This window comes from Bdellovibrio sp. HCB185ZH (assembly GCF_047302455.1).
GTDB lineage: Bacteria > Bdellovibrionota > Bdellovibrionia > Bdellovibrionales > Bdellovibrionaceae > Bdellovibrio.
Genome location: NZ_CP178624.1, coordinates 410,509 through 431,872 on the forward strand (window position 1 = coordinate 410,509; position 21,364 = coordinate 431,872).

General features: G+C 45.1%; 19 protein-coding genes. 13 read left to right on the forward strand and 6 right to left on the reverse strand.

Going from position 1 to position 21,364, the window contains the following annotated elements; genetic code table 11:
* Nucleotides 1-90: 90 nt before the first annotated feature.
* Genes ACLSU7_RS02040 through ACLSU7_RS02070 form a run of 7 tightly spaced genes read left to right on the forward strand, consistent with a single transcriptional unit; the run spans nucleotide 91 to nucleotide 8,029 of the window.
* Entirely contained in the window at nucleotides 91-1,296 is a 1,206-nt protein-coding gene (locus ACLSU7_RS02040) for a cysteine desulfurase family protein (RefSeq protein ID WP_413293855.1), read from the forward strand.
* On the forward strand, nucleotides 1,289-2,371 hold the full coding sequence (mnmA, locus tag ACLSU7_RS02045; RefSeq protein WP_413293856.1) for a tRNA 2-thiouridine(34) synthase MnmA: 1,083 nt from the start codon (nucleotides 1,289-1,291) through the stop codon (nucleotides 2,369-2,371). The genes ACLSU7_RS02040 and mnmA overlap by 8 nt, the downstream gene beginning before the upstream one ends.
* Nucleotides 2,356-3,735 carry a tRNA (N(6)-L-threonylcarbamoyladenosine(37)-C(2))-methylthiotransferase MtaB gene (mtaB, locus tag ACLSU7_RS02050; RefSeq protein WP_413293857.1) on the forward strand — a complete coding sequence of 460 codons (1,380 nt, stop codon included), beginning with the start codon at nucleotides 2,356-2,358 and terminating at the stop codon, nucleotides 3,733-3,735. Before mnmA ends, mtaB begins: the two co-directional genes overlap by 16 nt.
* Nucleotides 3,732-4,421 carry a ribonuclease III gene (gene rnc, locus ACLSU7_RS02055; RefSeq protein WP_142700303.1) on the forward strand — a complete coding sequence of 230 codons (690 nt, stop codon included), beginning with the start codon at nucleotides 3,732-3,734 and terminating at the stop codon, nucleotides 4,419-4,421. The genes mtaB and rnc overlap by 4 nt, the downstream gene beginning before the upstream one ends.
* A gap of 2 nt (nucleotides 4,422-4,423) precedes the next feature.
* The gene (era, locus tag ACLSU7_RS02060) at nucleotides 4,424-5,332 is read left to right on the forward strand and encodes a GTPase Era (RefSeq protein ID WP_413293858.1); all 909 of its coding nucleotides are present in this window, start codon (nucleotides 4,424-4,426) and stop codon (nucleotides 5,330-5,332) included.
* Entirely contained in the window at nucleotides 5,310-6,659 is a 1,350-nt protein-coding gene (gene der / locus ACLSU7_RS02065) for a ribosome biogenesis GTPase Der (RefSeq protein ID WP_413293859.1), read from the forward strand. The genes era and der overlap by 23 nt, the downstream gene beginning before the upstream one ends.
* Complete coding sequence (locus tag ACLSU7_RS02070; RefSeq protein ID WP_413293860.1) at nucleotides 6,659-8,029, forward strand: sodium-dependent transporter; 1,371 nt, start codon at nucleotides 6,659-6,661, stop codon at nucleotides 8,027-8,029. Before der ends, ACLSU7_RS02070 begins: the two co-directional genes overlap by 1 nt.
* Here ACLSU7_RS02070 and ACLSU7_RS02075 read toward each other — a convergent pair.
* Nucleotides 8,026-8,808, reverse strand: coding sequence for an outer membrane beta-barrel protein (locus ACLSU7_RS02075; RefSeq protein ID WP_413293861.1), 783 nt, complete (start codon nucleotides 8,806-8,808; stop codon nucleotides 8,026-8,028). The genes ACLSU7_RS02070 and ACLSU7_RS02075 overlap by 4 nt on opposite strands.
* 108 nt (nucleotides 8,809-8,916) lie before the next feature.
* On the reverse strand, nucleotides 8,917-9,528 hold the full coding sequence (locus ACLSU7_RS02080; RefSeq protein WP_413293862.1) for a glutathione peroxidase: 612 nt from the start codon (nucleotides 9,526-9,528) through the stop codon (nucleotides 8,917-8,919).
* Nucleotides 9,529-9,900: 372 nt separating this feature from the next.
* On the opposite strand from ACLSU7_RS02080, the gene ACLSU7_RS02085 reads away from it, so the two are divergent.
* Genes ACLSU7_RS02085 through mpl form a run of 5 tightly spaced genes read left to right on the forward strand, consistent with a single transcriptional unit; the run spans nucleotide 9,901 to nucleotide 15,919 of the window.
* A complete protein-coding gene (locus ACLSU7_RS02085; RefSeq protein WP_413293863.1) occupies nucleotides 9,901-11,202 on the forward strand; it encodes a hypothetical protein in 1,302 nt (433 codons plus the stop codon).
* Nucleotides 11,199-12,488 (forward strand): adenylosuccinate lyase, encoded by a 1,290-nt coding sequence (gene purB, locus ACLSU7_RS02090; RefSeq protein WP_413293864.1) that lies wholly within the window; start codon nucleotides 11,199-11,201, stop codon nucleotides 12,486-12,488. Before ACLSU7_RS02085 ends, purB begins: the two co-directional genes overlap by 4 nt.
* Entirely contained in the window at nucleotides 12,489-13,424 is a 936-nt protein-coding gene (locus ACLSU7_RS02095; RefSeq protein ID WP_413293866.1) for an LD-carboxypeptidase, read from the forward strand.
* On the forward strand, nucleotides 13,421-14,482 hold the full coding sequence (locus ACLSU7_RS02100) for a serine hydrolase domain-containing protein (protein WP_413293868.1): 1,062 nt from the start codon (nucleotides 13,421-13,423) through the stop codon (nucleotides 14,480-14,482). Before ACLSU7_RS02095 ends, ACLSU7_RS02100 begins: the two co-directional genes overlap by 4 nt.
* A 27-nt stretch (nucleotides 14,483-14,509) precedes the next feature.
* Nucleotides 14,510-15,919, forward strand: a complete 1,410-nt coding sequence (gene mpl, locus ACLSU7_RS02105; RefSeq protein WP_413293870.1) for a UDP-N-acetylmuramate:L-alanyl-gamma-D-glutamyl-meso-diaminopimelate ligase — start codon at nucleotides 14,510-14,512, stop codon at nucleotides 15,917-15,919.
* 33 nt (nucleotides 15,920-15,952) lie between these two features.
* Here mpl and ACLSU7_RS02110 read toward each other — a convergent pair whose 3' ends face one another.
* The 4 genes from ACLSU7_RS02110 to ACLSU7_RS02125 all read right to left on the reverse strand — a co-directional run bounded on the left by ACLSU7_RS02110 (nucleotide 15,953) and on the right by ACLSU7_RS02125 (nucleotide 19,337).
* Nucleotides 15,953-17,293 carry a hypothetical protein gene (locus ACLSU7_RS02110; RefSeq protein WP_413293871.1) on the reverse strand — a complete coding sequence of 447 codons (1,341 nt, stop codon included), beginning with the start codon at nucleotides 17,291-17,293 and terminating at the stop codon, nucleotides 15,953-15,955.
* Nucleotides 17,293-17,883, reverse strand: a complete 591-nt coding sequence (locus ACLSU7_RS02115) for a 2OG-Fe(II) oxygenase (RefSeq protein WP_413293873.1) — start codon at nucleotides 17,881-17,883, stop codon at nucleotides 17,293-17,295. Before ACLSU7_RS02115 ends, ACLSU7_RS02110 begins: the two co-directional genes overlap by 1 nt.
* A 63-nt stretch (nucleotides 17,884-17,946) precedes the next feature.
* The gene (locus ACLSU7_RS02120; RefSeq protein WP_413293875.1) at nucleotides 17,947-18,090 is read right to left on the reverse strand and encodes a hypothetical protein; all 144 of its coding nucleotides are present in this window, start codon (nucleotides 18,088-18,090) and stop codon (nucleotides 17,947-17,949) included.
* 161 nt (nucleotides 18,091-18,251) lie between these two features.
* Nucleotides 18,252-19,337, reverse strand: a complete 1,086-nt coding sequence (locus tag ACLSU7_RS02125) for a helix-turn-helix domain-containing protein (protein ID WP_413293877.1) — start codon at nucleotides 19,335-19,337, stop codon at nucleotides 18,252-18,254.
* Between the two features lie 212 nt (nucleotides 19,338-19,549).
* Here ACLSU7_RS02125 and ACLSU7_RS02130 point away from each other — a divergent pair, with 212 nt between their 5' ends.
* Nucleotides 19,550-21,223, forward strand: coding sequence for a methyl-accepting chemotaxis protein (locus ACLSU7_RS02130; protein ID WP_413293879.1), 1,674 nt, complete (start codon nucleotides 19,550-19,552; stop codon nucleotides 21,221-21,223).
* The last annotated feature ends 141 nt before the right edge of the window (nucleotides 21,224-21,364 follow it).

Below are 21,364 nucleotides of genomic sequence, written 5' to 3' on the forward strand. Positions count from 1 at the left end.
CCTGAATATTTTGCAGCATTGCGTACTGAATAGACGCTAAAAATATAGAGGTTTTCAATACTTAGCAAATGTGGTAGTCTCCGCCCACTTATGCTTCAGACCAAAGTTCTTCACTATTTCGACCACAATGCGACCACTCCCGTGTGCGCGGAAGTGATTGCAGCTCTGCCCGAGTTTGCAACCGCTGGTGGCAATCCCAGCTCCATTCACTGGGGCGGAAGACAGCCAAAAAATCTAATTCGTGATGCACGTAAGTCGATCTCTGAAGCTTTAAATATTTCTCCGCTCGAAATCGTTTTCACATCCGGCGGCAGTGAAGCGAACAACACCGTTCTAAAAGGTTTGTTTGATTATTATCACACAGCTCAATTTCTCACTCCTGAACAACGCCGTCGCACGCACTTTATGTGCTCTGCAGTCGAGCATCCCAGCATCATGAAGACGATGTCTCATCTGGAAGCCATGGGAGCGAAAGTCAGCTACATCCCAGTCAGCCGCGAAGGCGTGATAGATATGAAATTCTATCAAGAGCACTTGTCTGAAGAAACGGCTCTGGTGTCTGTGATGTTTGCGAATAACGAAACGGGCACATTGTTTCCGATCAAGCAAATGGCGGAGATGGCTCATGCTAAGGGTGCTTTGTTTCACACCGATGCGGTTCAAGGTTTTGGTAAAGCCCCTTTGAATTTGAAGGACCTTAACGTCGATTTCGCTTCGATCTCGGGTCATAAGTTTTATTCGATCAAAGGAACCGGCGTGCTTTATATGAAAAAAGGCACGAATGTAAGTCCATTGATACATGGTGGAGGTCAGGAACGTCATCGTCGTGGTGGCACTGAAAACACTTTGGGTATCGCGTGTCTTGGTTTGATGGCGCAAAGAGCTCCACTGGTTGCTGATAAAGCTTTCGAGGTGAGCAAATTGCGCGATCACATGGAAGCTCGCATCTTGTCTGAAATCGCTGACGTTACAATCACAGCCGTTGAGACTCCGCGCTTGGGGAATACAAGTTCACTGGTCATCCCAGGGGCTGACGGGGAGACAATGCTGATGTCATTGGATATCAAAGGCTATGCAGTCAGCACAGGGGCCGCTTGTTCAAGCGGGAATCCAGAACCAAGTCCAGTGCTGCTTGCGATGGGGCTATCTCGTCAGGAAGCGCAAAACAGTTTGCGTGTGAGCTTGGGGTGGGAAACGACTTTGGCTGAAGTCGATGGATTTGTGGATGCATTAAAGGCGGTCGTAACTCGTTTGCGATCGATCGAACATGAAGAGGGAGAGACATATCATGTCTAAAGGGAGAGTACTTGTTGCTATGAGCGGAGGCGTGGATAGTTCCGCCGCGGCTGCGCTGTTAGTCGAACAGGGCTATGAAGTTATCGGGGCCACCATGCAAGTTTGGGATTACTCGACTTGTGATATCGAAGAAGGTAACGGCACGTGCTGTTCTTCTATCGATGTGGATGATGCGCGCTCAGTGGCGGATCGTTTGGGTATTCCGTTTTACGTACTGAATTGCGAAGCAAAATTTCGCGCAGCCGTCATTGATCCTTTCTTGAAAGCGTATCTGGAAGGACAAACACCACTTCCGTGTGTGAACTGTAATACGTACTTAAAATTTGACCATCTTGTGAAAAAGATGAAAGAGCTTGAGTGTGATTACTTGGCGACGGGTCACTACGCAAAAATCGTAACTGATGAAAACGGCAAGTCTTCAATCCATACGTCGACAGATGACTGGAAAGACCAAACGTATTTCTTGTTCACAATTGATCCAGAGCTTGTGCCGAAATTGTTGTTCCCGATTGGCGATATGAAAAAGCCCCAAGTGCGTGAGTACTCGGAAAAAATGGGACTCGTCACGGCTAAGAAAAAAGACTCCCAAGGTATTTGCTTTGTGGGTGGCATTGGATATCAAAACTTTATCAAAGGCCAAGTTCCCAAAGCCGTTCTGGATTCTAAAAAAGGTCTGATCAAACGCTTCCCAACGGGTGAGGTGATGGCTAAGCACGAAGGTATTCATAACTACACTTACGGTCAAAGTAAGGGGCTGGGTATGGATCACCACGAAAAGCTTTTCGTGATCAAAATTGATTCTGCTGACAACACGGTTTGGGTTGGCGACGAAGAGCACTTGTTTGCCCATGAAGTGGATGTTGTGGATCCTCACATGTTGGGTGATTTGCAAGACGGCGAGTTGATGAACGTAAAAATCCGTTATCAACACAAAGGTTCTCCGGCTTTGGTTTTTAAAACCGAAACTGGTTTCAAGCTTAAATTCCAACAACCTCAGCGAGCTGTAACCCCAGGTCAAGCAGCTGTGTTTTATCGCGAACGTGAATTGGTGGGAGGCGGATGGATAACTCTGTAGAGACTCCTGCTCCTACTCAAGTGAACCGCGATGTGAAGTATCAGGTTCATACTTTTGGTTGTAAGGTAAACACTTACGATGCAGGTCTTATTCAAAAGAATCTGAATGCAAACGGCTTTGCTCCGGTGATCCGTGGTGAAAAAGACGCGCGCATTCACGTTTTAAATACGTGTGCCGTGACGGCAGAGGCGACGAAAGAAGCCGTTCGCTATATCCGTCGTTTAAAAGTGAAAGATCCGTTTTGCACAATCGTAGTGACGGGTTGTGCGGCTCAGGTGGATACGGGTTCATTCTCGTCTTTGCCGGGTGCGGATCTGATCGTAGCTAACTCTCATAAAGGCAATCTCCCGGATTTGTTAAATAAGCATTTCCGTGGCGAGCTGACCGAGAAAGTCTTTAAATCCAATATCTTTAAAAAAGAAGATTTGGAAATGGGTGGTGGTATTGAAAAACACCACACTCGCACGTTCTTAAAAATTCAAGATGGCTGTAACAGCTTTTGCACTTACTGCATTATTCCTTATGCTCGCGGTAAGTCTCGTTCTATTTCAATTGCGAACCTGGTTCAGCGTATTAATGACTTATATGCTGAGGGTTCCCGTGAAGTTGTTTTGACCGGTGTTCACATCGGGGACTACGAAGACGAAGTGAATGGCAAGAAATTGGTGATGGAAGATTTGATCGAAAATCTTTTGGTCAGAACGAAGATGCCTCGCTTCCGTTTATCTTCTTTGGAGCCGGTTGAAGTTTCTGAAAGACTTTTGGATCTTTACTCTGATTCCAGACTTTGCCCGCATTTCCATATGAGTATTCAGAGTGCGAACACCGATGTGCTTCATCATATGAAGCGCAAATACACTCAAGACGATGTTCGTAAGTCTTTGCTGGCGATTGAAAAGCGCGTTCCAAATTCTTTTGTAGGTATGGACGTGATTACGGGATTCCCAACGGAAACGGCGGAGCAGTTCGAAGACACTTACAACTGCTTGGCAGAACTTCCTTGGACGAAGCTGCATGTCTTCCCTTACAGCGAACGTCAGGGCACTCGTGCAGCAGCGATGGATGTTTCTGTTTATCCTCACGTTCGTGCTGAACGTGGAGCCAAGCTTCGTGATCTAAGTATCACTCGCTATACGGAGCAGGCGAATCTGCAAGTGGGAACAATTAAAAAAGTTCTCGTTTTGAAAAACGCTGCAAAAGGTGGTCAGGGCTTAAGTCACGACTACTGGCCGGTGGATATCGCTGGCGCGGAAGCGTTCCTCACTCACTGGGCAGGACAAGAAATTGATGTTAAAATCACAGGCTATGATCATTCCAATAAATCTCATATGGAAGGTCATTTGATCGGGGAGGTTCTGTCGTGAATTCTCTTGAGCAACGCCTGGGATATAAATTTAAAAACATGGCTCTTTTGGCGCGCGCTTTAACTCACAAGAGTTATGCGAATGAACTTAAGAACCACACCGAGCATAATGAAAAGCTGGAGTTCTTGGGTGACGCCGTTCTGGATTTGGTTGTGGGTGAGTTTTTGTATGAAAAATACCCGCAAGACAATGAAGGTGGGTTATCTAAAAAACGTGCCTCCATCGTAAATGAAGAGATTTTGTTTGAGCTGGCTCGCGATATGGAACTGAACAAAATTCTGCAACTAGGAAAAGGTGAAGCACTTACAGGTGGTGCCTTAAAACCACGTCTCTTGGCTTCTTCATTAGAGGCTGTCATTGGGGCGATGTATTTGGATGGCGGCTTTGCCGCGGCTCAAGCTTTCGTGCGCAAAGAGTTCTTGCCACTTTGTGATAAGACCTGCGCGAATGAAGACTTCGAGCGAGACTACAAAACAAGACTGCAAGAGCTTGTGCAAAAGGCGATGAAAGAAACGCCTAAGTACGAGGTTCTTGCCGAGGAGGGACCTCCTCATGATCGTCAGTTTGTGGTGTGTGTGAAAGTAAAAGAAGAAATCTGGTCCAAGGGGCGCGGACGCAGTAAAAAAAATGCCGAACAAGATGCGGCGAAAAGCGCTTTAGATGCAAAGTTTAAGGAGACGAATTAGTTATGAGTTATAAGGCAGGATTTTTAGGATTAATCGGGCAGCCAAATGCCGGGAAGAGCACATTGATGAACTTCCTTGTCGACGAAAAGGTGTCTATCGTCTCCGCCAAGCCGCAGACAACACGCCGTCGTATTCTGGGTATGTGGACTTCAGATGCGGGTCAGGTTGTGTTCGTGGATGCTCCAGGTTTGATCAAAGCCGATAAAGGTTTGAATGCGTTCCTGGCGAAAGAAGCTGATGAAGTTATCAAGAACTCCGACGCTTTGGTGGCGGTTGTGAGTGTTGATGAAGCAAAGTCGGATGATGCTGAAAAAATCATCAACCTGGTGGCTTCTTCCAGAAAACCTTGGATTGGCATCGTTACTAAAACAGATATCGAAGATAAAGCTCACCGCGTATTGATCATTAAAAAAATGATCGAAGAAAAAGGCGGTAAAGCACTTTCTGTATCTGCAAAAACCTATGCAAATGACAAAGAAGAGCGCGAGGCGATCTTGCTTGAGTGTCTGGCTCTTTTGCCAGAATCTCCGGCTCCACTTTATGACACTGAACTTTTCACGAACGAAAATGTTCGCGACATGGTTTGTGAAATCATCCGTGAGAAATGCTTTGAAAATCTTCATCACGAAGTTCCGTACCAAATCGCTGTGCGTATCATAAAATTTGATGAAACCGGTGTTATGCCAAAAATCTACGCTGAGATTTTGGTAGGTCGTGAAAGCCAAAAAGCGATCGTGATCGGTAAGGGTGCATCCGTTATCAAGCAAATCGGTATGGAAGCTCGTAAAGAGATTGAAAAGCTGGTTGATGGTAAAGTGTTCTTGGATTTGAAAGTTCAATCAAAACCAGAGTGGTTTGATAATAAACGTATTATGAAGGAGTTGGGTTATGTCGCAGAATCAGAGGACTGAGTTCGCTCCCAAGGTGGCGATCATTGGTCGCCCCAACGTCGGTAAATCGACTCTTTTCAATATTATCACTGAAACTCGTAAAGCCGTGGTTAAAAACCAAGCGGGCGTTACTCGCGATATCATGATTGAACCCGTGGATATCTGGGGTAAGCAATTTGATTTGATCGATACAGGTGGTATCACTGAAGCCGGGGATATTTTCTCGAAATTGATCAAAGAACAGGTTTCTGAATTTCTTCATTCTGTTGATTACATCATCGCGGTGATGGATGGTCGCGCCGGTTTGATTCCAGAAGACCGTGATATTATCCGTGTGGCAAAGCAAACAGGAAAACCATTCCTTTTGGTTATCAATAAAGTGGACAGCACTCAGGATGAGGAATTGGCTAAAACTGATTTCTATGAATTCGGTGTGGATATTATTTCTGCGGCATTTGAACAACGTCGCGGTATCGGCCAGATCCTTGAGTGGGTTGTTGAGCAGATTCCAGTTCAGGAATTTACATACGATAAAGGGATGAAAATCGCGATCGTGGGCAAACCTAACGTGGGTAAGAGCTCTATCTGCAATCGTATCCTGGGTGTAAACCGTATGATGGTTTCTGACATCGCGGGCACAACGATCGATGCAGTGGATTCTCCGTTTGTTTATAACGACAAGAATTATACTTTGGTGGATACAGCGGGTTTGCGTAAATCCCGTCGTCGTGAAGAAGATCTTGAGATCATCTCTGCGTTTAAATCCCAAGAATCTATTCGTCGTGCAGATTTGATTTTGTTGATGGTGGACGGAACTCAAGGTCCTACGGACCAGGACGCGCGTATTATGCAATCCATTTTGGAAGATCATAAGGGCGTGATCGTTGTTGCCAACAAATCAGATATCGGTGGCGCGGAGATTCCTGAATACCGCAAAACATTCCGTGAGCAGTGTGAGCGCGTGTTCCACTTTTTCACGGACGTAAATATCGTATTTACGAGTGCAAAATCGGGTCAGGGTATTGATGACTTGTTTGAGATGATTGAAAAAGTCTCTGAACAAATCAACTTCCGTATCCCAACTCGCGAAATGAATGATTTCTTCTTTGAGACGATCCGTAAAACTCCTGCTCCGGTTTGGGGGACTACGAACGTGAAGTTCTATTACGTCACCCAAACATATCAGAGACCTCCAGCATTTATCGCGTTTGCGAATCACCCGGATGGAGTTACGAATTCCTACCGTCGTTTCTTGATTAAGCACATCAAGGAAAAATGGGATCTTCATGGTTTGCCGATTCGTATCTTCTGTATGAAATCTCGCCGTGGCGCGAACATCGAGGAATAATGCTTAAGCGCGGCTCGTGGAGAACACGTTTTGGATTTTACCTTTTGGCTGTGGGCTCTGCCTGCGGCCTGGGTAATCTCTGGCGTTTTCCCTACGTGGTGGGCGAAAACGGGGGCGGGGCATTTATCCTGCTTTACGTTTTTTTGGCCTTAGCCGTGGGTGCTCCTCTTTTGATTGCAGAATTGATGCTCGGTAAAAACACCCGTCGTTCCGTGATCGTTGCAACAGATGTGATGGGTCAGAAAGCCAAACAACCCTTTCGTTGGGTTGGACGTCTGGCCGTTCTAGTCACTGTTGTCGTGTTCTCTTATTACGCTGTGATCAGTGGCTGGGTTTTGCATTTCATGACCCAGTTTTTTATTTCGCTGTTCTTGGATGTTGAGGGCGCTGCCAACAAAACCAATCTTGCGGCTTTGATGTCGAACGGGTGGTTGCAGTTGATGCTTGCAAGCGCGCACATCCTGATCACAGTCGTTGTTGTTCTTAAGGGTGTTCAAGAGGGTTTGGAAAAGTGGATCAGTTATATGATGCCACTGTTTGCTGCCCTTGTTGCGATCTTGCTGTTTAAATCATTCTCTTTGCCATCGACACCGGAAGTTATGCGCTTCCTTTTCTATCCTGATTTTTCCAAACTGACGTTGTCTTCTTTGGGACATGCTTTGGGGCACGTGTTCTTTACGCTGTCTGTAGGCTTTGGAACCATGGTGACTTTCGGTTCGTATCTTCGTGAAGAAGACCACGTGCCGACGGCGGGTTTTCGTGTGGCCTTGGTTGATACCTTGATCTCTCTTTTGGCCGTGGTGATGATTTTCCCGGTAGCATTTCAAGCGTCGAATGTGCCGTTAACAGATCCGGCCTTGATGTTTGAAGTCTTGCCACGGTACCTTTTGGGAATTCCGGGTGGGGCCCTGTTCGGACTGGCTTTCTTTGTGTGTCTTTATCTGGCTGCCCTCAATGCCAGTATTGGTTTGCTAGAAGTTGTTGTTTCCAATTTGGTGGACCGTAATAAAAAGATGGAACGTCAGAAGGCCACCTGGCTTTCGGGGGCAGCGGCCTTGTCGTTGGCTATCTTGCCGGCTCTTTCAAGCTCTGTGCTGAAATCTGTGCGTATCAATGGCCGTTCTTTGATTGAGTCTTTGGATTCTTTGCTCATCAATTGGCTCTTGCCATTGGTGGCCTTGGGAATTTTGTGGGCTTTCTATAAAGGCACATCAGAAAAAGAAAAAGAAATCAGCTTCATCGATCGTGAGAAGTTCGTCAGCTATTCCATGTATTCGCATTGGATTGTGATTTTGAAGTGGGTCGCACCTGCAGTGATCTTGATTGGATTTCTGCTGCAGGTGGTGGCGTTATTTCAGAACGTCTATTAAAAGTTCATCCCTAAGATAAATGTAAAGTCATAAAAGTCACCGGAAAGATTCTTTTCCAGTTTCTCTGTACCTTGAACATAGGATTTGTTTTCGTCAGAGAAATTCACATAGTGATAAGCGGCTTGCAATCCAAGGTAAGCTTTCTTACGCATCAATGGAACTTCCACGCCGGCACCGATATCAAAACCCATCGTTGAATCACGAGAGTAAGAGTCGATCCCAGAAATTGTGTACGTGCGATAAAACTGACCTAGACCGCCCAGGATATAGGGATTTAAGTCAGCCAAACCACGTGTTACGTTTTGCGTATTCAAGTAGTACTTTAGGTCAAAATTGATCGAAGTCAGTGACACGTTACCTGTGTAGTTGGTCACATTTCCGGCATTCAAAGTTGAAAACTTCACCGCATGGTCCCCAGTTTGGAAACCCAAAGTCAGAGCCAAGCGAAGATCGAAGAAGTAACTGAGAAACAAACCGAAGGAAGGCGCTGCAGAATACTGGTCAGCAAAGTTTCCTGTGAAACCCGTGTAACCACCCGCAAGACCTACGGTGAAGAAGCGACCATTGCGAAAGAAGTTAACGTCAGCTTCTTCGTCAGAGTCTTCATCGAATTCAGAATAGTCAGAGAAGGGGTCAAAGGCCTCGTCTGCATCAGCTTGTGCGATTAGATAATGTTTTTGGTCTGAACTTTCTGCGTGAGCTTGCGAAGTCAAAAGCATTCCCGCAGCCAACAACAAAGCCAGAAGGCCAGAATGTAGAATATTTCCGGTGGTTTTCACAGTTCCCCCTAAGTGTATTATCGAGTGAAACTGTCAAAAACTTCAGGGAAATTTGTCAAATCCGCTCGTTCAATGAGACAGTGTCTCAGAGTGAAACACTGTGAATGGCTAGAGGGGCTCATTCAGCGCTTTTTCGATAGCCTCAACAATTTTATCAGAGGAAGGTTTTGTAATCGAGGTCCAGCGATCAATCACTTGCCCCTTACGATTCACCAAGAATTTCTCAAAATTCCAACTCACATCTTTAAAAATCAAACCAGGTTTTTGCTCCGTCAAAAATTGATAAACCGGCTGTTTATCCTTCCCCGTAACAGGCGCCTTATCAAAAAACGGAAACGTACACCCATACTCTTTCTTAGCAAAAGATTGTACTTCAGTATTATCACCCTTCTCCTGCTTAAAATCATTAGAAGGAAAAGCCAGCACAACAAATCCACGATCCGCATATTTTTTGTAAAGCATCTCCAATTCCTTCAACTGCGGAGTAAACCCACACTGAGAAGCCGTATTAACAACCAATACAACTTTCCCACGATAAGAAGAAAAATGAACCTTCTTCCCAGAAATATCATTAGCCGAAAGCTCATAAAAACTAGAAATCTTCCTCTCCGAAGAAGTCTGTTCCGTAACCTCAGCCTTCTCAGCCGCAAAGCCAACCGAAGACCACGCGAACGAGGAAAGAAACGGCAAAGTTAAAGCGAATACGAAAGAACGAAACATAACATCTCCTAGTCAGTGAGATTTTCGAGTAACCGAGAAAATCATCCGCCGAACCCAAGACAAAAACAACTCCAATGAAGCACCCAACTTGGGAAAAACTGCCCACAAACAAAGCATCGTCGTAGGGAAGAGTGGCTAGGAACGCTAAGCAGCGACCTCCGTCGGCGCACGATGCGCGAACCCGCCAAAGGCGGGCGACGGTGAGCTACGGATGGCGTGTCGCGGAGTAGCGTTCCTAGCCACTCTTTCCTACGATCCGAGAGCTCTGCAGAAGAGGCAGTTTTCCCCAATGTCGCGGTGCGAATCTTTGACTTGGGACGAGGATGATTTTCTAATTAATTTGAATAATTTAGCTAAGTTTTGGAGTGGTAGATGGAACTGCGCAGTCCGATCGTAATAGTGTCTGCATTCGGCCGAGGTCATTGGTTGGCTGCCGCGCTTTCGCGCGAAGGAATCAAGACCACTGTTCTTGATGTGTCTTCTAAACTTGGTGTGTGGCCTTCCGAAGATCTTGAAGGTCCTTTCGGTTTTTTTCGCAACGAAAGAATTTCTGAATCACAAATGGAGCGTCTGTACTCCGATGATTCGTTCGAAGAGTTGCACAATGGTTTTACCATGTGGCTTCCCGAGGGACCCCTTGAGTGCAAAGGTCCTTTGACGAAATTCAAAGTCGACAATTCACAACTCGCTCCGCAAGTGAAAGATGTTTTACTTTCCAATGCCCCTGATAAATTGCAGCGTGCGGTCAGTCGCAATATCACATCCTTTGATTTTGAACAAAGCTGGCTTCTGCATTTTGCTCATCAATGGGCGGGGACAACTTTCAAACCAAACGCTTTAGCTGCCACTGAAGGGGAGTCGCTTCCGATCTTCTCTTCGTTCCTGGTTCGTCAGGCGACTCGTGCGGGTTTGGAAAAATCATTTGCGTGGTTGCGTGACAAGGGCGTTGAAGTTATCACGCCCCAGAAAATCGTGGACGCCTCCTTTGGACCAGGGAAAACCGTGACGGGTCTTGAGATCGCAGGGGAAAACCAAGGTCTTTTAAAACTGGAACAACTTGTTTGGACTCTCTCTAGTGAAGAAACTTATTTCTTAAATGAACGTCTGGGAAAATATCTTTTCAACGAAGGACCATTAGAATCCGAATGGTGTTGGGTTCGTTACCGCGTGTCTTTGCAGGCTTGCACTGAAAGAGATGCTCTGCCGCTTCACACGGTGCTTTTGGATGACGTCAGTTCGCCATGGACTCACGAAAACATGATGGTTCTGCAAAGAACTTCTTCAGCAGAACAGTTCGACGTATGGATGCGCATTCCAACCGTTCAGCGTTTCAATAAAGAATATCTTACAAGTCGTAGCGCTCGCATGAAGGATATCTTACTTCGCCGCATGTCTTTGGCGCAGCCGGAGGTTTTAAGCTTCCCGCAAGAATACTACTACACTTACGCCCAACTGGGAGCTCCGCGCTTCCCGGTGTTTTCTGCAAAGCACTCTTCACGTCGTGGCAGAGTGGCTTATGGAAATCTTCATCTGGATGGTCCCGAAGTGTGGCCTCATTTCTCGTGGACAGCGATGTTTGCACGAAATGAGATCTCGCAAATGCACATCCAAAACTGGTGGAAAGAAAAACTTCTTAAAGAGCAAAAAGAAAAACGAAAGGAAGCCGGTCAGTGATCGAACGTTACACGCGCCCCGAGATGGGCCTTATTTGGGATGCAGATCAACGATTTGGCAAGATGATGCAAGTTGAAATCACGGTGGCACAGGTTCAAGCGCAATTAGGCTTGATTCCTAAGGTTGCCGCAAAAACGATTGCGCAAAAAGCTCGCTTCAGTGTGAAACGCATCTCTGAAATAGAGAAAGAAACCAAGCATGATGTGATCGCTTTTGTCAGCAACGTGGCTGAAAATGTCGGTCCTCATGGTAAGTACATTCACTTCGGGATGACATCTTCAGATGTTTTAGATACCGCTTTTAGCTTGCAAGTTCGTGAGGCGGGTCAGGTTTTGATGGCTTCCATCGTGCGCATGGAAAAGTCTTTGCAAACTTTGGTTAGCAAGCACGCGGAAACTATGTGTGCGGGACGTACACACGGAATGTTTGCCGAGCCGACAACGTTCGGTTTCAAAATGGCAGGTTTCCTAACTGAGCTTCGCCGTAATAAAAAACGTGTGAAAGACGCTTTAGAAAATATGAACATCTGTAAACTGAGTGGAGCGGTGGGAACTTTCTCCAGCCAATCTCCTAAAGTTGAAGCGATGGTCGCACGCAAACTGGGATTAAAACCAGAACCCATTGCAACTCAGGTCATTCCTCGTGATCGTCACGCAGAGATGATGTTGTCTTTGGCTATGATCGGAACAGGTCTTGAGCGTTTGGCAGTGGAGCTTCGTCATTTACAACGCAGTGATGTGGGTGAAGTGACAGAAGGATTTACGAAGGGGCAAAAAGGCTCTTCAGCAATGCCTCATAAGAAAAATCCAATCAGCGCGGAAAACATCACGGGTCTTTCGCGCCTGCTTCGTGGTTACGCAGTGGCTGCGATGGAAGATGTGGCTTTGTGGCACGAACGCGATATCAGCCACTCTTCGGTTGAGCGTGTGATTTTCCCGGATGCTTTCATTGTGGCTGACTATGCGATTCACCGCATGAGCATTTTGCTCGATGGTTTGGAAGTAAATAAAAAACGCATGCTCGATAATATCGAAAGCTCCCAAGGACAGTTGTTCAGTTCCCATGTGTTGTTGGCTTTGGTTGCCAAAGGTATGCGTCGCGAAGATGCCTATGCATTGGTACAAAGACTTTGTCACACATTGGGGTACGGCGAGCATTTGAAAGACAAATTGATGGGCAGCGATGAAGCCCGTGAGCTTTTAAAACCGAAAGAGATTGAAGAAATCTTTGCCGGTAAAAAACATAAAAAGTCGATCAAAGACATTATCAAGAGAGTGAAAGTTTAGATGACACGCTGGAATTATTTTAAAGAAGGCGACATTATCGATGTGGTAGCTCCCGGCTATCCATCGCAACCGCATGAGGTTGAAGGTGCTCACGCATTTCTTTTGAAATGGAATTTACAGCCACGCATTCCGAAAAACTTGATCAAACCCCATTTCTTGCATGCAAACGAAGATGAAGCGCGCTTTGGATTTTTGAAAGCCGCGATTGAATCTAAAGACTCTCGTGTGATTTGGTGTATGCGCGGTGGTTACGGCAGCAATCGCTTGTTGCCGATGCTCGCAAAACTAAAAAAGCCGAAAGAGCCAAAACTTTTGATCGGCATCAGTGATATTACGTCCCTGCATACGTTCCTGACTCAGGAATGGGGCTGGAGCACATTGCATGCGCCTCTTTTGGATCGGTTGGGAAGAGGCTTGGTTTCTGCCAAGCACGAAAAAGAATTGCACAACGTCTTATTCGGTCAAGAGAAGTCCGTAGAATTTAAAAAGCTAAAACCTTTGAATGATCAGGCACGTAACATAACACTTCAAAAATCCAAGATGGTTGGTGGAAACCTCGCAGTTCTGCAAACAACTTTGGGAACTCCTTGGCAGATTGAGGCTAAAAAGTCTTTCTTGTTTTTGGAAGATACCGGTGAGCGTGGTTACCGCATTGATAAAATGCTGGAACATATGCGTCAGGCGGGCGTCTTTAAGCAGTGTCACGGATTGGTTCTGGGGGATTTCATTGGTGGTAATGAACCAGGATCAGAACAGACAAATCATAAATTAGTATTTAAACGTTGGGCCGCTGACTTAGATATTCCTGTATTCCAGGGATTAGAAGCGGGCCACGATGTTATTCAACGACCAGTACCTTTAAACACTTCATGCGTTCTGACTCAGAAGAACGGCAAGGTGCTGCTCAGTATCGATACGGGAGGAAAAGCGTCATGAAATTTTCAGTTCTAGAAAAGAATCTGATTTCACAATTGGAAGATCGCATCCGTGACACCACGCCAGGTGTGATGGTTCGTGCTTATCAAGGCGGTCGTATTATTTGTGACGTTGCTGTAGGTAATACCTACGCGTATTACGATTTTGCGAGTGTGACAAAAGTCATCTTCACCCAACAAGCGATGATGTATGCCTATGAACTGGGTAAGTGGAATTTTGAAACGAAAGTGTCTCAATTTCTGCCTTGGTTCCCTTCTGCAGAAACCAAAATCACTGAGCTTTTAACTCACAGTTCAGGGTTACCTTGGTGGCTTCCGTTCTATCAAGAGATCAATATGAACTTGTCGATGGAAAAACGCCGCGATCAATTGCGTGATATCATCAAGGGTTTAAAGCTTGAGAAGAGTGAAACAGCGGTTTACTCAGACGTTGGTTTCCTTGTCTTAGGTTACGTTTTGGAAGTGATTTTTGAAAAACCACTTTTGGATGTTTGGACAGACACGAAGAATAAATTCTATGCGGGAACGACTTTAGAGTTCCATGCAAACAACACGACGAATACCAAAATCTCTTTGTTTGCGCCGACAGAAGAATGCCCGGTCCGTAAAAAACTGGTGCAAGGCGAGGTTCATGATTTGAATGCGTGGTCCTTCGGTGGTGTCTCGACGCATGCGGGACTTTTTGGAAGTATCGATGACCTAGGTTGGTACTCTCTTCATCTGCGTTCTCAGCTTCTGGGGATCGCAAGATACAGCATCCGTCAAAAGACGGCGCAACTGTTTGCAAAGCGCGCGCTGCCTGAAGGAAAGGGCGACTGGGCTATGGGCTATATGATGCCAACGCCGGGCTCTGCAAGTTGTGGCAGCTATTTCTCATTGGACTCTATTGGTCACACAGGGTTCACGGGAACGTCGATTTGGTATGATCCTAAGATGGACATGAGTGTGAATATTCTTTCGAATCGAGTTTTGTATGGGTCCGAGAACAAGGCCTTTGCAAAATTGCGTTCCGAGATTCACAATTGGATTGTTGAAAATTATCGCAGAAGCGGAGTTTAGGCCTCGGGCTGAAAACAGGGAGTATAAATGGATTTAAAACCTGGTAGTCATATTCACTTGATGGGGATCTGCGGGACAGCAATGGCGTCTTTGGCGGGTCTTTTGAAAGATCGCGGTTACAAAATCACAGGCAGTGATATGAACCCATACCCACCGATGTCCACACAGCTGGAAAGCTTGGGTATTAATATTCAAAAAGGCTACAAAGCTGAAAACCTGCATCCAAAACCGGATTTTGTAATCGTCGGAAATGTTATTTCCGCAAACAACGAAGAAGCCCAGGAATTGGTGAAGCTTGGTATTCCGTATACATCTTTGCCAAAAGCAATGGGCGAGTTCATCATCGAAAATCGCGAAAGCATCGTGATTTCTGGAACTCACGGAAAAACGACGACAACGTCGATGATGTCTTGGGTGGCGGAAAATGCAGGTAAGAAACCTGGTTTCTTAATCGGCGGCATTCCTAAAAACTTCTCTCAAAGCTTTAAGAATCCTGAAGGTAACATGTTTGTTATCGAAGGTGACGAGTACGATACGGCTTTCTTTGATAAAGTTCCAAAGTTTGTTCACTACAAACCCAAACACGTTGTTTTGACTTCGGTTGAATTTGACCACGCGGATATCTATAAAGATCTTCAAGCGGTCAAAGACTCTTTCGCAAAACTTATGCATTTGATTCCTGTTGATGGAACTTTGCTTGCGTGTGCGGAAGACGCGAACGTGATGGAACTTCGTAAGCTTTGCAAAGCAAAGAATAACTTCACGTACGGTTTTAAGGCCGATGCAGATTTCAAAGCGAAAGTTCTTTTCCAGAATGAAAAAGGTGTTGGTTTCGAAGTTCACCACAAAGGTGAAATCATGGGACCTTACAACATGCAGATCACAGGGGATTATAACATCCTGAATGCGACAGCAGTTGTAGCGATGTCGAAAATCCTGGGTTTCTCTGAAAACAGAATCCAAATCGCCATGGAATCTTTTGAAGGTGTTAAACGCCGCCAAGAGATCCTGGGAGAGCCAAACGGCATCCTGGTAATCGAAGACTTCGCCCATCACCCAACTGCCGTGCGTGAGACGGTTAAAGGTATTCAAAAAAAATACCCAGGACGCAAAGTGTTCTCGGTCTTTGAACCAAGAAGTGCGACATCCCGTCGTAAAGTCTTCCAAAAAGACTATGTAGAAGCCTTCAAAGGCTCTCATGAAGTGATGCTGGCAAAAGCTTTCGATCAATCTAAGATCGACGCAGAAAACCGCTTCTCTTCCCATGAGTTGATCATGGACCTAAAAGCGTCTGGCGTCACAGCGGAAGACTTTGATGGAGCCGATCAAATCGTAACCGCCCTTAAAGCTCGCGCAAAACGCGGCGATGTGATTTTGATCATGTCGAACGGGGGCTTTGACGGCATCTATACAAAACTAATGAAAGCTCTTGAGTAGCAAAAAAAAGCCCGGCGAACCCGGGCTTTTTTATTATCTGTGGCGAACTTCTACGATCACTTTGTCTTTGCTGATTTTATTTAAAAGCTCGTTGATCTTAAGAATATTTTCCTGGTCCAGATTTGCGTCCCATTCATCCAGTAACAGATGTTTAGTATCTAATGAGGATGCGTATTCGATATATTTCAACATTTTTTGTCCCGTTGATCCTTCTGGCATCTCTGCGATTTCAAATTGTGGATGTGCAGGAATGTAAAATGAAGATTCAAGTGATTCGTTCAAATGCAGCATCAAAGTCGATTTTCCAGCACCATTTGATCCTCTGATTTGAATTCTAGATGGGTCAGATAAAGACACGCACTTAGATAGGCTTTCCAAGGAAGGGAATGTCTCATTTTGTACAGAGATATCTTTAACGGAAATGCGTGAAGGCAGAACGGGTTCCGCAAGGATTGCATTTCCCTTCATAGTTTTGAACTTCGCTTCAAATGAAACCAAAGAGGATACAGTTTGGAATATTGTTCTAAAGGTTGCTAGCATATTAAGCTGTCTGGGAATTGCTGCGAGGAGGGCCGCCATTACTTTAACATCTCCGCTATGGCGACTGATAACCACAAAGACCGCTACAATGACTGGAACGCTCGCGATAAATGTTAAAGCGGCAACCATGGTTTCGCTCATCAGTGAAGAATGACGAGACTTTGCTTTCGCATCATTCAAAAGTGAATCGAAGTTTTTGATATAGTTTGCAACGACCTCAGAGTTTTTAAAAAAGATATTTTCCCATGCCTTAAATAGATAGCTTTCAAGCTTGCTCCGAGATTGTTGCTCCGATTCAGCTGCATTTTTAGCGATTCGTTGAAAATATTTGAAGGCGAAAAATGATAGTAGTCCCGAGGCCATATAGGCTGGAATAAAAGAAGTATCCAATGTCAGACCAATTGCTAAAACTCCAAGACCGATCGAAAGAATAAACGTAAAAAGATCCAGACCCAAAAATATGATCACTGCCAAATAGTTTTCAGCTTCTGATCCAATGGATGATGTGAAGAGTTCCTTTTGATGTTTTTCTTGCCAGATTCCGGGACGCTGAGCTTTGCTCAAAAGTTTTTCTTCTAAGAAATTTTTGTAAGCAGAAAATCCTAGTGCAGTTTCAAGAGGGCGCTGGAGCAATCCAAAAAATGGAACTATGACATGGCTCAGGAGGGCGATTGCTAACCATAGGATCAAAGCATTTTGATCACCCAAAGAAAGTCCGGCTTTCATTAAAGCAAAAGTGCTTGTGACCGCTACTAACTGCTGGGTGGCGGTTACTCCCATAAGTTTTAATTGGGAAACTTTGTCGACATATTTTAATACAGATGGGGAAAACATTATCGAGCCTCCTGTACAATCCATTCTGAAATGATGGAATAACGGTTCCAGTCTTTTACTTTAGTGACGCTGTGCCAGTTTGTATCATCAGCAAAAAACAGCACCATTCTGTTTTCCAGAGGTTGAATAACTTTTGATTCGTCTCTTATGGTTTTTGCGTTGTTTTCATGAAGCCAGAGTTCGCCACCTTTATCAGGCTGCCAGGCAGGAGAAAGATAATAGATGCAGACGAGAGAACGTCCATCTTCCTGGTCGTCGATATGAGGTGGCATCGCAGGGGAATCGGGAGTCATCATTCTTAATTGAATGAGACCTTCCTCATATATTTCAAGTTTTTCCTGAACGGTTTTCTCGAGGAAAGATTTAAAGTCATCGCCTAAGAATAGTTTGGCGAGGTTTAGGTCGGGAACGAACATAAAGTTCAAATCGAATAAATCATTTTCTCTTTTTTGATAACCATCAACTACGGAGCAAAGATGCTTTTGGACTTTTTTAAACTGTTTCGTTGGCAGAAAATTATCAATTACAAAATGATTCCAGGGAGTCTGAAATTGATTTACTGAAGTATTTTGCAGAAAAGATGAGTTCATTGTCTTGCTCTGTTGTTAAAAATTAAAAAGGGAGAGGAGGGGTGCCTCTCCCTTTAAAGAAAACTAGTTTTTCTTTTTTGCTTTGCGAGAGTTCATGATTACTTGAACTTCTGCAGGGATGCTGGATTTTTCCAGAACTGCGCGAACACCAGTTCCAGCTTTGTTTCTCTCAGCGATAATGTTTTCAAAAATTTCGTATTTGTTCATGGTATCTCCTTTTGCCGTGATTGGCGTTGTTGATTAGGGATAGAGCAGGAACGGTGCCGCCTTTTTTGGGGCTATAAACCAATATATTGGAGTTGAGACTAAGTTGAGGTCTTTATTATTGGATTTGAGAATCGGATTCTGGAAAGTGGCCGACCGACGGATTAAATAGCAATGACTCGCACCGTGATATTGGGTGGCAGGTAATAACCCTTGCGGTCGCGCAAAACGAAGCTTGCGGTGTTGGCATCGGGTTCTAATAAATTGCGCAGACGTTTGATGGAAACGTAAATCAAGTTGTCGTGCACGGCGGGATCGTAAGCATAGCCCCAGACTTTTTCGATCAGCTGAGATTTTGTGAAGCGAATTCCCTGGTTTTGCGCGAACAGTTTTAAAAGATCAAAAAGGATGTGTTGATTTTTGAAATCAACAGAGCCCTTATTAGCTGTTTTCACTTTGAAGTGAGTGGAATCAATGATCAGGTCCGCTTCAGAAGAAACATGATTCTCTTTTGCAAGTTGGGCCTTCACAGTGCGCAGTCGAGTCGAACCTCCACCGTCCATGCCTTTCATTGCGAGTGAACGGTAAATCGCGGCCTCATTGCGCTTGCCTTGGGCTTCATAGACGGCTGCCATTTGAACCAAAATATAGACGATTAAATAGTGCAAAGAATTCTGTTGGGCTTTTTCGTAAGCTTTCCAGATAGCATCCAAGGCATCGTCGGCGCGTTTCTCGTCTAAAAAGACATGGCTTTTAATGACCAGGCAGCTGGTGTGGATTTCTTCTAGCTTTAGCTCCTGGGTCAACAGCAATGCTTTATCAAGATACTTTAAGGCATCGATAGGATTGTCTTTCATCGTCACCATCGCAAGTTCTTGCAAAAGTCTTGAAACGGTTTCTAGATCCTGTGCTTGGGTGCACTCGTGCAAAGCTTTCTGAAAGTAGTCTTTGGCAGCGATATTTTCCCCCAAAGCCATTTTCCATAAACCGATATTATGAAGGACTTTGCCGTATATCTCTGAAGTGGGAGTTTCTTTTTCGTACACCAGAAGCTTGCTGAAATGTTTTTTAAAGTGCTCAAGTTTTCCCAGTTCAGAACTTGCCTGAATCAAAAAGCGCACACCAAAAAGCCAGCTTTGCATATCGCCGATCGCCTCTGCCTCAGAGCAGATTCTTTCGGAGTTATCGCAAGCTTCCTGGTAATGGCCGCGCTGATAGTTCAGTTTGGCAAGATTGATGTTGGAACTCATTTCACTCAACATGCGGTACTAAATAGTTTTATGTGCGGGAGTCGTCAACATCTTACAGAAAGTGAAATGAGAAAATGTTCCAAAATCTCAGTAATTACGCATGACGAGTGATGTCGATGCTCTCAATTTGAGACGCGTTGTACTCACATTTTACTCCCTGGCCTTTTATCCCGATAGGTACTGCGGCTTTTTTATAATTAAGGTGGGCAATTATGAATCTAGGTTCGTGGTTTAAGGGGATTAAGGCCAAGCTTCTTGTGGCGGCCTTTTTACCATTCGTGGGTTTTGCGGTACTGGGATATGTGGCTTTCACGGGGCTGACTTCCATCGGTGGAATGTTGGGCAATTCATACACGCACATCATTCCTAATGTCGATGCTTTGGGACAGATCGAAGGCGGGCGCGCTCGTATCGGTCAATATCTTTGGGGTGCCATTGCCAACTTAAATTTTGAAAAACGTCGCAATATCTATATCGAAAAACTTGAGCAGGCCTTGAAAGAATATAAGGATGCAGTTGCGACGTATGAAGCGGCTCCGGATCTTGAGGGTGAAAGAGAAATCTATACCCCCATGAAAAACAACCATGCAAGCTATGTGGCTCACGTGGAAGAATTCATTCAGACTCTAAAAACTCCGACACCTGAGAACTATGAAAAAGTTCGTGCCGCCGCTGCCGAAGGTGCCTATCAGCAGGAATCTGTGCAAATCAAAGGGACCACCGGAAAAATCATGGCCATGTATAATGAGGCTGTGAAAAAGAACAATCTGGAACAGCAGGCCGAGAAAGCATTTGTGTTTAAATTGCTGGTTGGAATCGGCCTGGCTTGTAGTTTTGGTGTTTTCTTTGCTTTGATGGTAATTGCTTCGCGCTTGAGTAAAAACGTTTCTGAAGTCGTGGGCCAGCTTTCTGATTCTTGCAATCAAGTGAATATGGCAATCACACAGTTGACTGAAGCAGGGCAAAGCTTGTCGCAATCCTCGACAACCTCAGCTGCTTCTTTGGAAGAAACCGTGGCGGCCTTGGAAGAGATGTCTTCAATGGTCTCCATGAACTCGGATAATGCTAAACAGGCAGCGAATTTATCTCAGGCTTCAAGAACAGCGGCTGAAGACGGGGAGCAGGAAATGCAAAAGCTGGTCAATTCCATGCACGGCATTTCTCAGTCGTCTAAAAAGATTGAAGAGATTATCAATGTCATCGACGACATTGCTTTCCAAACTAACCTGTTGGCCCTGAATGCTGCTGTTGAAGCTGCGCGTGCGGGGGAGCAAGGCAGGGGTTTCGCTGTTGTAGCAGAAGCGGTTCGCAGTCTAGCGCAAAGATCAGCAGTGGCAGCGAAAGACATCAATGGTTTGATTAAAAATTCTGTGGACCAAGTTGAAGGCGGTTCGAAAATCGCTGATAAAGCAGGTGAGGTTCTTAAGAACATCGTGACTTCGATCAAGAAAGTTTCCGATCTGAACAATGAAATCTCGGCAGCAAGTTCCGAGCAAACAACAGGTATTCAGCAAATCAGTAAAGCGATGAATCAATTGGATCAAAGCTCTCAGGCGAATGCAGCATCTTCCGAAGAAATCGCAGCAACGTCAGAGGAAATGGCAGCCCAATCAAAACAAATGTACAGTGTTGTTGTGACATTATCGAATGTCGTGATGGGTTCTCATGGTGAAGAGGCTGTGGGTGAGAAGTCAGTAGCTGGTGAGAAAAAGAAGGTTGCTTTCAAAGGCAAGCCAGAAGCAGCAGTGACTAAAAAAGCAGCAACAAATGTAGTGAAGTTCAAGCCTGCTGCTAAGGCTCAGCCAAATTCAGGAGAAGTCAAAGCTTCTGAGTTAATTCCTTTTGACGACGACACGCGAAAAGTAGGAAACACAGAGGGTTTTTAAGCGTAATACGGGCCTAAAAGAAAAAATAAAAGGGGAGTCGAATGGCTCCCTTTTTTATTTCAAAACAAGCGCCGCGTTAACCATGTTTTGTGAGTGAAACGGGGGGCAAAGCTGAGGTACTTTTTTCAGCCTATGTCAGCT